The organism is Microbispora cellulosiformans (genome assembly GCF_008728085.1).
Classification (GTDB): domain Bacteria; phylum Actinomycetota; class Actinomycetes; order Streptosporangiales; family Streptosporangiaceae; genus Microbispora; species Microbispora amethystogenes.
The window spans coordinates 37,967-52,884 of the sequence record NZ_VYTZ01000025.1; the positions used below are offsets into that span (position 1 = coordinate 37,967).

A 14,918-nucleotide genomic window follows, 5' to 3' on the forward strand; every position below is an offset into this window, starting at 1 on the left:
AGCTCAGGCGTCCGAGCGGCTGGCGTACCGCAGGATGCGCTCGATATCCCAGGCGTGGTGATGACCGTCGTGGGCGTTGTTCCGTGCGACGTCCTCGGCCCGCTGGGTTCCCCGACTGGCATGCTGCAGCACGATGTCGTTCTCCAGCGCGGCGGTCACCGCTGCCATCCAGGCATCGACCGCGCGCTCCAGTGACCAGAGAGCCGCGGCGGGTACGATCTCGTTGTAGTGGCGAGCCTGAGCGACAAGGTCTGGGTCGTAGCCCGGGACTTCGACCATCCCGGACAGGCGGGCTCCTGCAAGCCGCTCAGCCCAGTTCCGCAGGTTGTCCGTGACGTGGCTGACATAGGCCGCCGGAGTCCACGCCAGGTCGGGATGACGCTCGAACCCCGTACGCCCCGAGAGAAGCGCACTGAACCGAGTTGGCAGTTCCTCGACGATCTGAATCGCTTCTTGCGGGGTCAGCGACCACCTGAAGCCGCAACCAGCGCACGGATCCCCATAAAGGCGTGCACCCCATTTCTCCATGGGCTGGAATCCTAGTGCAGGCCCACAGAATCTCCTGATGGGTTCGCTTGGCTACTGTTGATCAATCCGGGCCGCGGACACCCGCGCCGCCGGTCAGGTCGCGGGCGATCTCGGCCAGCAGGGCCGGAGGCGCGGCCAGGAAAGCGAAGTGCCCGCCGTCGAGCAGGATCGACCGGCAGTCCGCCGTCATCGCCTCCCAGCCCCCCATGAGTGAGAACGGGATCTGGTTGTCCTGGCTCCAGCCGATCGCGGTGATGCCGCACGGGATGTCCAGCGGCGCCGGCACGACATAGCGCTTGTTCGCCTCGACGTCCCATATCAGGAGGTCCAGACCGAAGTCGAGCAGGGTGTCGCTGGGCGTGCCGCCCATGTTGGTGATCAGGTCAGCCAGCGTCTCCCGGAGCCCGTCGCGGTCCAGCTCGAGGAGCCGGCCGTACGGGCCGTCGTGCGGGGCGACCTGCGCGGACACGAACAGGCGCTGTGGCAGCGGCAGCCCGGCCGCGGCGAGTTGCCGGGTGACCTCCACTCCCGGCAGGGCGCCACTGCAGTGCCCGAAGAATGCGAACGGCCGATCCAGGTACGGCACCAGGTCTTCGATCAGCTGTGCCGCGAGGCGCTCATAGGTCTCGTAGTGCGGCTCCCGTATCCGGTTCTGCCGTCCCGGCGGCTGGACCAGGCAGATCTCGACATCGCCGATGCGACGTGGCCAACGCTCGTACATCGTGGCCCCGGATCCCGAGTACGGGAAGCAGAAGAGGCGCGCCCCGGCGTCCGGGTCGGGCCGGCGCAGCAGCCAGTTCGGCTTTTTGGTCGACGAATCCACCATGGACGGCGGCCTACCTCTCCTGACGCTTGGAAGATCCAGAATTCGGGTTGCGGTTGGCGGCGACTGAGCGCTGGTCCGCATGACGACACCCGGCTCACGCAGGCCGGACAGGTCAGCGGCCCGCAGGTGGCGAGATGGTTCGCGGCCGCACCGGGGCCGCTGATCGGCTGACCGGTTCGGCCAGTGCGGCCGCGATTTCCGCGAGAACGAAGGTCGCGCGGTCGAATATGGCGAAATGGCCCCCGTCGAGCAGGTGCAGCCGGAACCCGGCAACGGTCTGGGACTGCCAAGGCTCCATCAGTTCCACGCCGGCGACGGGATCGGTGCGGCCGACGAACGCAGTGATCGGGATGTCCAGCGGCGCCTCCGACTGGAACGTGTAACACTCGTTGACCGCGAGATCGGCGACCAGGATCGGCTGCATCCACTGCAGCGCACGGTGATCTGACAGCATCCCCTCCGGAGTGCCCTCCAGCTCACGCAGGAACGCCGCCAGCTCCGTCACCGACAGACCGGCCACATCATGCCGGGCGGGCGGCAGATGCGGTGCCGGGCGTCCGCATACGAACAGATGCACCGGCAGTGGGCCACCGGTGCGCCGTAGCTCGCGAACCACCTCGTACGCGCACAGCGCCCCAGTGCTGTGACCGAGCACCGCGTACGGCTCACTCACCGATGCGGTGATCTGCTCGGCAAGCTCCCGCACCAGCGGGGCGACCCGGTCGAACGGAGCCTCCCCGCTCCGCCCCTCCCTTCCCGGCGGCTGAACCGGGCAAACGGCGACCTCCTCGGGCATCCCCCGCGCCCATGCCCGGAATACGGCTGCACCGGCACCGGCGTGCGGGAGGGTGAGCAACCGGACCGGCGCCTCCGGCCCGGTTCCGAAGGGAAACCAGGGGTGCTTCGCCATCGTGCTCACTCGCCTCCGAGCGCCGCCCGGACCGAGGCCCGCACGATTGCCAGGCCCTCCTCCAGCTCGTCATCGGTTATGGTCAGCGGCGGCAACAGCTTCACCACGTCGTCGCGCGCACCGGAGGTCTCCATGAGCAGGTGCCGCTCGAACGCCGCGGACTGCACCTGCCGGGCCAGCGCAGGGTCGGCGAATCCAAGGCCGCGCGCCAGACCGCGACCACGGACGTTCAGCCCGGCCTCGGGATACTCGTCCGCGATGTTCCGCAGCGCCTGGTCGACCTGTTCGCCCCGCGCGCGGGTCGATCGCTCCAGCTTGTCGTCACTCCAGTAGGCGCGCAGTGCTTCGGCCCCGGTCACAAACGCCAGATTGAACCCGCGGAAGGTGCCGTTGTGCTCACCGGGCCGCCACACGTCCAGCTCCGGCCGGATCAACAAGAGCGACAACGGGCAACCGTACCCGCCGATCCCCTTGGACAGGCATACCATGTCCGGCACGAGTCCGGCGTCCTCGAAACTGAAAAACGGTCCGGTCCGCCCGCAGCCCATCTGGATGTCGTCCACGATGAGCAGAGCACCGTTCCGCCGGCACGCTTCGGCCAGCGCTCGCAGCCAGGCGCTGCGTGCCGTGTTCATTCCGCCTTCGCCCTGGACCGTCTCCACGATCACCGCCGCGAGGTCGGCCGACTGACCGGTGCCCTCCAGCAGCCGGTCGAAGTCCGGCACTTCGGTGGCCGGCCCGTTGGGATCGAGGTCGTACGGCAACTCGACGCTGTAGCCCAACGGCACGCCGGCACTCGCCCGACGCTCCGCGTTGCCTGCCACGGACAGCGCCCCGGCGGTCATTCCGTGGTAGCCCATGTCGAAGTAGCCGATAACCTTGCGGCCGCTCGCCTTGCGGGCCAGCTTCAGTGCGGCCTCTACCGCCGTCGTGCCGGCCGGGCCGGCAAAGACGATCTTGTAGTCCAGGCTGCGGGGCTCCAGGATCAGCGTGCTGAGCGTGTTCATCAGGTCCGCCCGGGCGGTGGTGAACATGTCCAGGCCATGGGTCACCCCGTCGCGCTCGAGGTAGTCGATGAGCGCGCGCTTCAGGCGCGGCTCGTTGTGCCCGTAGCTGAGCGTGCCTGCGCCGGAGAAGAAGTCCAAGTAGGCGGCACCGGGCTTGGTGTAAAGCCAGCTGCCACGGGCGTGGTCGAACATGGCCGGCCAAATACGGTTGTAACTACGCACCTCGGATTCACGATCTGCCACGACGCTCACTGCTCGTCCTCCGTTGTCAGTGGTTCTGTGGGTCGGGTAGCGGCCGGTTCACCCTCGGTCGCCGTTGGCGGCCGGCCACACCGGCTCATTCAGATCTGTGGCTCGTTCGCTGCTGTGTCCACATCGCCGGCAGGGTGACCTCACCCGAAGGGGTCTCGTAGACGAACGACAAGAGTTCGTTCGCCTGGTCCAGGACGGCGAGCATCTCGTCATGGTCATGGGCCTCTCCCCGGACAGCATCGATCCACGTCGTCATGACACCTCTTTCCAGAGGCGCTGGTGGATGCAGGTAGATTTCGTAGGAGGTGACCCCCGCCACCTTTTTGGCGGCCGCGGCACCCCGAACGCCTGTCAGCCGGCGAGCGTCCAGGGGCGGCAAGTTGTGATATTGGAAGTAGGTCTTGCTCGGTTTCAATACGAGTTCATCGCTGTGCAGGCCCAATGCCATTCGCGCTCCGGCAGCGATGAGGTCGGTTCCGCAGGCACGAATCGCCAGCTCGTTGATCTGGCCGCCGATACGCCCGTTCACCTCGATGAGGCGCGGCCCGTCCGCGGTCAGCTTCACCTCGGTATGAGTCAATCCTGTCGAAATACCGAGGCCGGTCAACGCCCGCCGGGTGAGATCGAGAATGTCGTCTCTTTCGGGATCGGAGACGGGCGCCGGCCAGAAGTGTCCCTGTTCGCGAAATGGGGGTAGAATGGGGAACTTACCGGTGATCTCCAGATGTGTGATTTCTCCGTCCACCACACAGCTTTCCACCGACACGTAGTCACCGAACGGCGGTCGCTGCTTTCCGGCTATGAATTCCTCTGCGACGAGAACTCCTGAGTAGGATTTCGACAGGTCACGGAGCAGCGCTTCCCCTTGTTCGATGCCGTGGACCAGGTGGGTGTACTGACTCCCCTCACCTAGTCGCGGCTTCACGACCAGGGGAAATCCAACCTGGGCGGCGACATCCCGCCACTGATCAACTCCGGTCAGCGATACCGATCTCGTCCGTTGTACTCCGGCCTCCGCCAAGCGCCTGCGCTGCTCGAATTTGTCGCGCAGCAGGGTTGCGGTAGTTACGGAGTGGAACAGGAGTCCCAGCTCGGCGGCCACCTCGGCGGTCGGCACGAGCATCCTTTCGGCATAGGTGATGATGCCGTCCGGCCGCCACTTGCGCAGGTGGCCGAGGAGCTCTGCGCGTGGCTGGTCCCATGTGATCGCCTCCGCGATCTCATAGAGGAATGGCTTCACCGCTGCGGTGTACGGCGAGGTGCCGACCACGAGCATGACGTCGGCCCAGTCGGTCAGGCTGAGCATGATCTCTGCGGGCGTGACCGCACCCTCTTCGAACATGACGATCAGTCGTGGTCGCTCTTCCGGGCGTGAGTTGATACCTACCATTCGACCATTCCTCCGATGTCGTCCCGAGAAGCGGTGACCTCGCCGCCGGCCGCTCTGAGTGCTAAGTCCCCATGACCATGGATTCGGGTCGCCCATGTTCGCCCATGGTCCGGATCCCCTTGCTGAAAGTCGCGACGACGGAGGCCAGCACAAAGACCGACGCGAATACGGCGAAGACTGCCGGGCTTTCCAGATGCTCAAGCAGGACGCCGGCCGCCAGCGGGGCTATCGGGTTCATCCCGGTCATGAAGAGCCGCAGCGCCGCCACCACTCGCCCGTGCAGGTGGTCCGGGGTGATCGCGGTCTGGTGCCCCAGGACGGTGGCTGTCGTGCAGGGGGCAAAAAATACGAGTATCGGCATCGGTGCAACGACCCAGTATCCCGACGGAAGAACAACACAGGTTGCCGCCATCAGCGCACTTGTCCACGCCAGGAGCACGATGCGCAGCCGCGGGGAGAGCAACCTTTGGATCCATGGGGAGGCGACCGCGCCGAGAATTCCACCCACAGCCATGGCGGCCATCGCCACACCGATGCCAAAGGCGGGGATGTCGGCGTCATGAAGTACGACGATGATCACAAACAGGGTGCCGGTGAATGCCATGTTGAGTAATGGTTCAACCATCGCAACGGCACGGAGGAACGGCTGCCGCCAGATGAATCCGAATCCCGCGGCGAAGGCCTTCGCGATGCCTTCGTGCTGTTCCGGGCGGTTTCCTCGAAACGGTCGCCTGATGGCAAGGACCGCGAAGAACGATGTGGCGTACGCAACAGTGTTGAAGAGGAAGGGCAGGGCGCGGGCAAGTCCGAACAGAGCGCCACCGAGCGCCGGACCGAGCAGCTCGGCGGTGAAGGTACGGGCCTCGTTGCGAGCGATCGCGACCGTGATTTGACCGTGGGCGACGATGTGTCGAAGGACCGTACGCTCGGCGGACTCGAACAGGGCGGATCCGCCGGCGTCCATAGCCGCCACGGCGAAGACCAGAGGAACCGAGATCCAGTCGAGGGCAGCTGCGGTCAAAGCAGTGATCATGGCCGCCACGCGTGCGGCCTCGGTCCACAGCATCAACTTCCGGCGATCGAACCGGTCCAGCAGTACTCCTGCCGGGATGCGCACCGCGATCTCCACCAGTGCGGCGGTTCCCGCCACCGCCCCCGCCGCTGCGGTCGATCCGGAGATGGCGAGGATGAGCAGCGGGTAGGCCAGATAGCTGACCCGCGAGCCGATGGCGGACAGCGTCTGGCTGAGCCAGAGGCGGACGAAGTCTCGATTGCGGATCAGCGTGATCGCTTCGCCGGTGTCCGGTGACTGTGTTTTTTCGGTCATTTTCCAATACTTCTATGGGAACACTCATATGGGTGATCAGCAGGACTGGACCGAACTTTCACCTCCAGTGCAAAACCACAGGAAGGGTGCGATATCCCTGTACCTGGTTGACGCTCATCCATTGCGGCTCGGCCAGCGGTTCCACACCGTCCAGAGCGTCGGCAAGCGCCTCGAGCAGTGCTGTCAGTTCAGCTCTGGCCAGTGCGGCGCCGAGACAGTGGTGCAGTCCGTGGCCGAAAGCGAGGTGACGGTTCGGATGGCGGTCCAGTCGTAGCTCACTCGGGCTGGGGAAGACGCCGGGATCCCGATTCGCGGCGGGCAGCCAGGCCACCACGGCGACGCCCTCGTCGATCTCCTGGCCGGCGACGACGGTTGGCCGGGTGGACACCCGCAGCACGTGCATCGCCGGCGAGGCCCATCGCAGGATCTCTTCCACGGCTGCGGGGATCAGGGCCGGCTCCGCTCGCAGTGCGGGCAGAATCTCAGGATTCTCGGCCAGAGCGTGGAAGCAACCAGTGACCGCGTGGCGGGTGGTCTCGTTTCCTCCGATCAGGACGTTGTCGCAATTGATCAGTATTTCGCTGTCGTTCAACGATTCGTCGGCAAGCAAGGCCGTTACGAGGTCGTCGCCTGGGTCGGCGCGTCGCCGTTCGATGACGTCCACGAAGTAGCTCAGAATTTGTGTATGGGCCTCCGAAGGCTCCATGTCAGCGAATGCCGGCTCCTTTCCGCCGAAGGCGTGGTTGGTCAGGCCGACCACCAGGTCGCGGTCGCTCGCCGGGATGCCGAGGAGTTCGCAGACCACGGCGGCGGGCAAGCGGGACCCGACGAGTGACGCGATGTCCTGGCCGGTCGCCGTCGACTCGGTCGAGCTCCCGCCGTTACGCAGCCTCCGCAGGATTTCGGCCACTTCCCGATGCACGAATGCCGACAAAGACTGCGCCGAAGCGCGCGACAGGAACGGTGCGATGAGGCGGCGAAGCTGATTGTGCCAGCTGCCCTCGCTGACGACCAGCATCCTGCCGCCGGCCTTGTCCGGATGGTCGCGGTCGAACCCGATCATCATCCCGTATTCGGACGTGAAGGGAGCGTTCGGCGCCAGCAGTTCCGAGCATGCCTGATGAGAGAAGACAGACCAGAATCCGCCGGGCGAGGTCCCCGGCGCACTCCACACCGCCCTGTTCTCCGCTACCAGTTTCTCCCACATACGATAGCGGTCTGCCGTCTGGTAGATGTGCGGATCACCCAAGTCGGCGACGCCGTGGACGGCCGCATTCGTCATTGCTGGCTGGTTCCTTCCGGTGACTCCGCCGTAATCGCGCGAACGCCGACTCCATTCGGGCCCGCATGACAGAAGTGGCCGCCGTCGAGGATGTGAACCTCGGCACCCTCGGTCGTACGCGGCCGGCCCGTCGCGTCAGCTGAGCGCGGCCCTTTCCCGCATCTGGCGCACCAAGCTCCGCGGACGAAGATCCGTCCAGTGCTTTTCGACGTAGGCCCGGCAGACGTCACGGTTGTCCGGTCCGCAGACGGCCACCCACCCTTGCGGGATCTCCGCGAATTGTGGCCACAGCGAGTGCTGCCCCTCGTCGTTGACCAGAACAAGATAGAGGGCGCTTTCGTCTTCGAATGGGTTGGTCATCGTTACCTCCCTTGATGGTGCGCGTCCGTTGCCGCGAAGCCTTCGATTGCCGGTGTCAACACCTTGCCGATGGTGACCAGGGCGTCAGGCTCGGTCATGTCGTCATGAGTGACGTCGACGAAGTGAACGTGCGTCGACCTGCTCAGATACTGCTGCCAGGATCGGGCTACGGCTTCCGGATCCGACTCCGACCGGCCGGCGAGGAACAGCACGCTCTCGCCGTCGAAACGGGTTTGCCGTAGCGAGGAGACCAGTCTGATGTTGTTGGCGGTGACCAGTAGAACTCGAGGTATGTGAGAGGGGGGGATGGCCGAGAGCCGGCTGTGCGGTCCGGTAAGTACCGCCGCGACGTGGGCCGCGGGATCCTCGGGACGGCAGCCCTGAGCGTCGCAGTCGTGTCCGGCCAGTCGCAGCAGGGCCCGCGCTGCCCCTTCCGGTGTGCGTTCGATGTCGTGGCCGCTCACGATGGGAGCCGCGTCCAAGATCACCAACATCACCCGCTCGCCTTGCTCCTGTAGACGAGCCGCGAGAATCTGCGCCACCTTGCCGCCGAACGACCAGCCGAGCAACACGTAGGGTCCGTGAGGCCGCGTACGCCGAATCTGGTCGAGGTAGTCGGCGACCATCTCGTCCACGTCGCCCGGCAGCGCATCGGTCTCCTCGGAGAGGCCCCGGGACTGCAGGCCGTACACCGCCACCTGGGGCGGCACGTACGGCAGCAGCCCAACGTAGCTCCAGCCCAGGCCGACCACGGGATGGACGCAGAACATGGCCGGTCCCTGGTCGGCGTGCCGGATCGGCAAGGTGACGGCGAACGCGTCGTCGTGATGCCGCTCGTCGACCTCGGCCAGCCGGGCAGCCAGTTGCCCGGCTGTCGGGGCCTCGAAGATGTCGCGGATGCTCGCCTCGGTGTTCAACTCCCGCCTCAGATAATCAGCAAGGCGCATAGCGGCGAACGAGTTGCCGCCGAGGTCGAAGAAGTCCGCGTCGGGTTCCACCGTCTCCAGTCCGAGCGCATCAGCGAACGCCTCGCACAACACGTGCTCATACCGGGTACGCGGACGCCGCCCCCCACCCGTAACCGCACCCGGCGCCACTTCGGCCTCGCCCGGCTCCACCCGGAACCCGCGAATCCTCACCTGAGCATCGGCCCTGCCGACGAACTCCAGCACCCCACCAGCGCCCCACCGCACCAGATCACCGGTGCGATACATCCGCGCACCACCACCGGCGAAGGGATCCGCCACGAACCGCTCCGCGGTCAGCGCCGCACGCCCCACATAACCGCGGGCCACCCCCGCACCGGAGACGTACAACTCCCCCACCACACCCATCGGCACCGGCCGCAGCGCCGCATCCAGCACATACACACTCCGCCCGGCCAACGGGCGACCGATGGGCACCGCGGATCCGGGATCATCCGCCGACGCCCGGTGACGGGTGGTGAACACGGCGGTCTCGCTGGACCCGTAGCCGTTGACGAGCGCGACCTGAGGCGCCGCGGCCCGGAACCTCCGTGCGGCGTCCTGCGACACCACATCTCCTCCGGTCCAAAGCTCGGCGAGGCCGGCGAAGTCCTGCGGGCAGTCACGGGAGAGCGTGCCGAACAGACCGGCCGTGACCCACATGCGCGTCACGCCGTGCTGCCGTACCAACCGGCCGAGCTGGAGAGGGTCGATGTCGCCGGCCGGGGCCAGCACGACCTCACCTGCCTGCAGTAGCGGAATCCACATCTCGAACGCCAGTGAGTCCCCTGCGTGCGGCCTGTACATCAGCACAGTGGGCCGGTGGTCGGTCCAGCTCGGGTCCGCCGCCAGTCGAAGCAAGTCGGCATGTGTCGTGCCGACCGCCTTGGCGATGCCGGTCGACCCAGACGTGTAGCCGAGTCCGACCACCTGCTCCGGATGTATGGACAGAGTGCCGGCGGAGTCACCCTCCGATTCCGGGAGCTCGATCTCGTCCACGACTATGACGGTCGTGACGCCGCGATCGACAAAAGGCTGGAAGACGTCGTGACGCGCAGAGGCTCGGTCGGTCAGGATCACCGCCGGCGCGACCTCCTCGATGATGCCGCGAAGGTGTTCCGAGGGTGTCTCGGGCAGCACGGGCAGGTAGGCACCACCCGACTTCGCCACGGCGAGGAGGGAGAGGATCAGGTGCGGCGAAGCCTCCTGCAATACCAGGACGGGACTCTCGTCCGGTAACCGGCCGAAGGCCGGGTGCTTCGCCAGGCCGTCGGCCGACGCGTTGAGCTCGGCGTAGGTCAGTGCGGTGCCGGCGTATCGCACGGCAACGGCGTCCGGCTTCCGCTCGGCGATCAGGCTGATCGCCTCGCCCACACCGGTGGCCGGTTCCGGGTGCCCAGTAGAGGTTCCCACGCCGAGCGCAAGCAGTGCCTCTGCCTGCTCCGGTGCCGGCAGGGCCAGCCGGCCGACCGGTTCCGAGCTCCTGCCGGCGACCTGGGTGAGCACATGCCGGAAGAGGGGAAGAATCTGCTGCGCGAGCTCGTCGGTGATCGACGGGTGACGGTAGTTCAGTTGCAAGTCGATGTGCGTTCCCGGGGAGATCACGAGCTCCAACGGAAAGTTCGTCGCGTCGTACCCGTCGATGCCGGCGAGGTCGAGCGGCGATGATCCGCCGGCGTTCTCGTCGTCTTGTCCGGCGGGAAAGCTCTGGTAGGCGAGAAGCGTGTCGAACAGGGTCCGATGGCCGGAAAGATCCTGGAGCTGACTCAAGCTGACGTAAGGGAACTCCATGAGGCGTGCCTGTTCGTCCTGGACGCTCGCGAGCACGTCGTGGACGCAGCGGGCCGGATGGACGTTGACCCGTACCGGCAACGTGTTGATGAACAGGCCGACCGTCTCCTCGATGCCAGGCAGATCGGCCGGCCTGCCGGCTACCGTGGTTCCGAACACGACGTCGTGCGAACCGGTTAAATCGCTGAGGACCAGCGCCCAGGCGCCTTGGAAGATCGAGTTGAGTGTCAGGCCCGCCGATCTGGCCGTGGTGACGAGGGCGGCGGTCTCGCTCTTGGTCAGCGTCATCTCAAGGCGCTTGGCGGTCTCCTCGCCGCGACGGCCGCTGTCCGCCACCAAGGTGGGGTCTTCCAGCCCGGCCAGGGCCGAGCGCCATTCGCCGAGTGCGGCCGCGTGGTCCTGTTCGTTCAACCACGCCAGGTATTCCTCGTAGGGCCTTGTCGCCGGTAGGGCATCCTCTTGTTCCCCTGCCTCGTACAGCGCCAGGAGATCGCGGACCATCAGCTGGGAGGACCAGCCGTCGAAAGTCAGATGGTGGCTGGTGAGAAGCAGCCGATGGTCGTCGTCGTCCATGCGGACCAAGGTGGCGCGCAACAGCAGATCGGCGTCGAGCCGGAAGCGGTGGCTTCGCTCGGCGACGCTCAGAGCGGCATACTCGGCGTCTCGGTCGGCCGCGGGCACCGACCGCAGGTCCCGGACGTCCCATGGCACCGGCTCCGCCGCGGCAATCACCTGTACCGGTTCGCGAAGGCCGTCCCGGACGAACCGGGCCCGGAGAGCAGGGTGCCGTACGGTCAGTGCCCGCACCGCGGATCGCATCCGCCCAGGGTCGAGGTCGCCTCGGAATCGGATACCGAGTTGGACGATGTAGACGTCCTCGCCCCGCTCGTCGTAAAGGGAGTGAAAGAGGAGCCCGGTCTGGAGCGGCGTGAGCGGAAGGATGTTCTCCAGGGCCGGGAAGCGCGACTCGATGACCTCGATGTCGTCTTGAGTGAGCTTCACCAGCGGAAAGTCCGCGGGTGTGTGCCCACTGGAGACATGGCGCGCGATGTCGGCCAGGGCTCGGGACCAGTGTGCGGCGAGCTCTGCCACTTCGTCCCGGCTGAGCACTGCAGAGGGCCACGTCCAGGTGTTGACGAGCCGCGGACCGTCGGCGGAGTCCAGCGTCACGCAGCCGATCTCCAGCGAGTGAGCCATCGGCTGGTACGGCCCGAAGTCGCCCTGGAGCACGCCACCGGCTTCGCTCACGGGTTGCCAGTCGACATCCGCCGGTTCGGGGAATCGCCCGAGGTAGTTGAACGCGACCTGGGGTCGTGCGCCGGAGAGCAAGGTCTCCTGGGCCGGCCCCGGGAGATGACGCAGAATGCTGTAGCCGATGCCGTGATCGGGAATCTCCCGGAGATGTTCCTTCATCCGCTGCAACGCTTCGGCCACGCTCGACCCGCCATTCGTCGCGGCATCGTCCTCGACGTCTGCCATGTCGAGCCGGACGGGATAAACCGTCGTGAACCAGCCGACAGTGCGGGACAGGTCCGTATCCGGGAAAATATCCTCCCGGCCGTGACCCTCCACATCCACGAGAAGGGGGCCGCGCGTTCCCCGCTGGGCGAGCCAGCGGCCGACCGCGAGTGTCAGACCCGCGAGCAGAACCTCGTTGATGCTCCCGTGGATGAACTTCGGCGCTTCGCCGAGTACGGCCGCGGTGACATCGGCGGATACTTCCGTGGTGAGGGTCTCGGCCGTTGCGGCGGTGTCGACCTCGGGGTCCAGTGGCCGTTGACCGATCTCCACCTGGTCCGCCGCCGTGAGCGCCTGCCAGAAGGTCGTCTCGGCTGTTCTTGCCGGGTTGGCGGCCTCCGCTCGCAGTTGGCGTGCCCACTGGCGCAGAGAAGTGCCGACCTCCGGCAGATCAGGCTTCCGGCCGGCCTCGATGGCCTCGTATGCGGCCTGAAGATCCGGCAACAGGACTCGCCAGGACACGCCGTCGATCGCCAGGTGATGGACAACGAGCAGGAGCCTGCCGGGCTGTTGCCCGCGGTCGAACCACACCGCCTGCAGCATGACCCCGGCCTCCGGCTCGAGGCGGGTACGAGCGGTGGAGAGGGTCGCATCAAAGATCGCGGACTGGGCACGCGGCGTTTGGTTCCGTATATCGGAACGGATCAGGCAGGCCACGGCGTCGACGTTGCCGGGGGCTTGGACCAGCGCGCTCCAGGTCTCGTCCGTCTCACTGCGGATGACCTGCAGCCGCAGGGCGTCATGGTGGTCTATCACGGCTTGCAGCGCGCCGGCCAGAGTCGGCAGGGACACTCCGGCGGGAACCTGAATCACCACGGACTGGTAGAACTCGCGCAGGTCGTCGGTGCGTTCCGCGAGCCAGTTCATGATCGGTGTGCGTGGGACGATGCCGACGTCGTCCGTCCCCGCATCCGTCGGCGAGTCTTTCACCTGGCCGGCGACCGCGGCGAGGCGGACAACCGTCCGGTGCCGGAAGATGTCCCGCGGCTTGATCGCGAGGCCGCCCTTTCTCGCGGCCGAAATCAGCTTGATGGCAAGAATGCTGTCGCCGCCGAGGTTGAAGAAGTCAGCGTCGATCCCCACCGACTCCAACCCGAGCGCCTCAGCAAACGCCTCGCACAACACCCGCTCATACCGGGTACGCGGACGCCGCCCGGCCACCTCGGCACCACCGGGCACCGGCAGGGCAGCACGATCGACCTTCCCGTTGCCCGTCAACGGAAAACGGTCAAGCACCGTGACCACCGCCGGCACCAGATAATCCGGCACCACCGCGGACAACGACCGCCGAACGCCGTCACCGTCGACAACCGCACCAGGCTCGGCGGTCACATAGCCCAGCAGTCGCCGGGCACCCACCTCACCGTCGGCCACCACCACCGCCTGCGACACACCGGCGACCCCGCGCAGCGCCACCTCGACCTCGCCCGGCTCCACCCGGAACCCGCGAATCTTCACCTGAGCATCGGCCCGGCCGACGAACTCCAGCACCCCACCAGCGCCCCACCGCACCAGATCACCGGTGCGATACATCCGCGCACCACCACCGGCGAAGGGATCCGCCACGAACCGCTCCGCGGTCAGCGCCGCACGCCCCACATAACCGCGGGCCACCCCCGCACCGGAGACGTACAACTCCCCCACCACACCCATCGGCACCGGCCGCAGCGCCGCATCCAGCACATACGCACACCGCCCGGCCAACGGACGACCGATGGGCGCCTCTGCCGAATCGAGTGGATCACTCATCGTGGCGCATACCGTTGTCTCGGTAGGGCCGTAGGCGTTGATGAAACGACGGCCTCGGCCCCACTGCGCGGCCAGGTGACCTGGGCACTCCTCGCCCGCCACGATGATCGTGGTGCCGGGCAGGTCTTCGGGCACCATCGCGAGCAGCGCCGAAGGAGGCAGCGTGACGTGTGTGACGGCGAACTGCTCGACCAGGCGGACGAGGTCGTCGCCGGGGAGGATGCGCTCGCCGCCGGAGCAGACGAGCGTGGCCCCGGACAGCAGGGTCACCCAGATCTCGGAGACCGAGGCGTCGAAGCTCAGCGAGGCGAACTGCAGTACTCGATCATCCGGGCCGACACCGAAGCGGACGGACTGTTCTCGAACCAGCGTTTCGATCCCCGTGTGCGACACCGCGACGCCCTTGGGAACACCGCTCGACCCGGAGGTGTAGACGACGTACGCCAGATTCTCCGAGGAGAGACCCGGTCCTTCAGAACGATGCCCGTTGCGAGGAACCTCGCGTTCGCCTCCCGCGACGTCCGGCAGGAACGTGAACCCCGGCAGCCTGCCGTTCAGCTCGACGCCCAGGTCGGCGTCGTCGCTGAGGACGAGTTGGGGCGCCGCGTCGGTGAGGATGAATTCCAGGCGGTCCGGCGGGTAGGTGTGGTCGATCGCGAGGTAACCGCCTCCGGCCCGCGTCACGGCAATCATGGCGATGATGCCGTGCATCGGGTTTCGAACTTTGATCGCGACGAGGCTCTCGGGCCCGATGCCGCGTGCCACCAGCTTGCTGGAGAGCTTTTCGGCCAGCTGGTCGAGCTCGGCATAGGTCAGCCGGCCGGCCGGACCGATCAGCGCCACCGCGTCAGGCCGGGAGCCGACAACGAGGGAAAACAATTCCGGAATTGTGCGCTGCGTGGAGACATCACTGTCGTATTCAAGGTGCACGAGGGACTGCCGAGTCTCAGGTGCATGGGACATGGCCGATGACTCCAATCAGACGACTCGGGAGCGACGCGCCCGGGGCCGCG

At 66.6% G+C, this 14,918-nt stretch carries 9 protein-coding genes; all 9 read right to left on the reverse strand.

The window, feature by feature from the left end:
* Positions 1 to 3: 3 nt before the first annotated feature.
* The 9 genes from F5972_RS35930 to F5972_RS35970 all read right to left on the reverse strand — a co-directional run bounded on the left by F5972_RS35930 (position 4) and on the right by F5972_RS35970 (position 14,835).
* Complete coding sequence (locus F5972_RS35930; RefSeq protein WP_150940485.1) at positions 4 to 528, reverse strand: hypothetical protein; 525 nt, start codon at positions 526 to 528, stop codon at positions 4 to 6.
* A 61-nt stretch (positions 529 to 589) separates the two neighbouring features.
* Positions 590 to 1,354, reverse strand: coding sequence for a thioesterase II family protein (locus F5972_RS35935; protein WP_150940487.1), 765 nt, complete (start codon positions 1,352 to 1,354; stop codon positions 590 to 592).
* 112 nt (positions 1,355 to 1,466) lie between these two features.
* Positions 1,467 to 2,264, reverse strand: a complete 798-nt coding sequence (locus F5972_RS35940) for a thioesterase II family protein (protein ID WP_150940489.1) — start codon at positions 2,262 to 2,264, stop codon at positions 1,467 to 1,469.
* 5 nt (positions 2,265 to 2,269) lie between these two features.
* Entirely contained in the window at positions 2,270 to 3,523 is a 1,254-nt protein-coding gene (gene ectB, locus F5972_RS35945; RefSeq protein ID WP_150940491.1) for a diaminobutyrate--2-oxoglutarate transaminase, read from the reverse strand.
* Positions 3,524 to 3,608: 85 nt separating this feature from the next.
* Positions 3,609 to 4,913 (reverse strand): ATP-grasp domain-containing protein, encoded by a 1,305-nt coding sequence (locus F5972_RS35950; RefSeq protein ID WP_191910489.1) that lies wholly within the window; start codon positions 4,911 to 4,913, stop codon positions 3,609 to 3,611.
* 61 nt (positions 4,914 to 4,974) lie between these two features.
* The gene (locus F5972_RS35955) at positions 4,975 to 6,240 is read right to left on the reverse strand and encodes an MFS transporter (RefSeq protein WP_150940495.1); all 1,266 of its coding nucleotides are present in this window, start codon (positions 6,238 to 6,240) and stop codon (positions 4,975 to 4,977) included.
* A gap of 58 nt (positions 6,241 to 6,298) precedes the next feature.
* Positions 6,299 to 7,522 carry a cytochrome P450 gene (locus F5972_RS35960; RefSeq protein WP_150940497.1) on the reverse strand — a complete coding sequence of 408 codons (1,224 nt, stop codon included), beginning with the start codon at positions 7,520 to 7,522 and terminating at the stop codon, positions 6,299 to 6,301.
* Between the two features lie 135 nt (positions 7,523 to 7,657).
* The gene (locus F5972_RS35965) at positions 7,658 to 7,882 is read right to left on the reverse strand and encodes an MbtH family protein (protein ID WP_150940499.1); all 225 of its coding nucleotides are present in this window, start codon (positions 7,880 to 7,882) and stop codon (positions 7,658 to 7,660) included.
* Positions 7,883 to 7,884: 2 nt separating this feature from the next.
* Positions 7,885 to 14,835 (reverse strand): non-ribosomal peptide synthetase, encoded by a 6,951-nt coding sequence (locus tag F5972_RS35970; RefSeq protein WP_191910490.1) that lies wholly within the window; start codon positions 14,833 to 14,835, stop codon positions 7,885 to 7,887.
* Positions 14,836 to 14,918 lie beyond the last annotated feature (83 nt).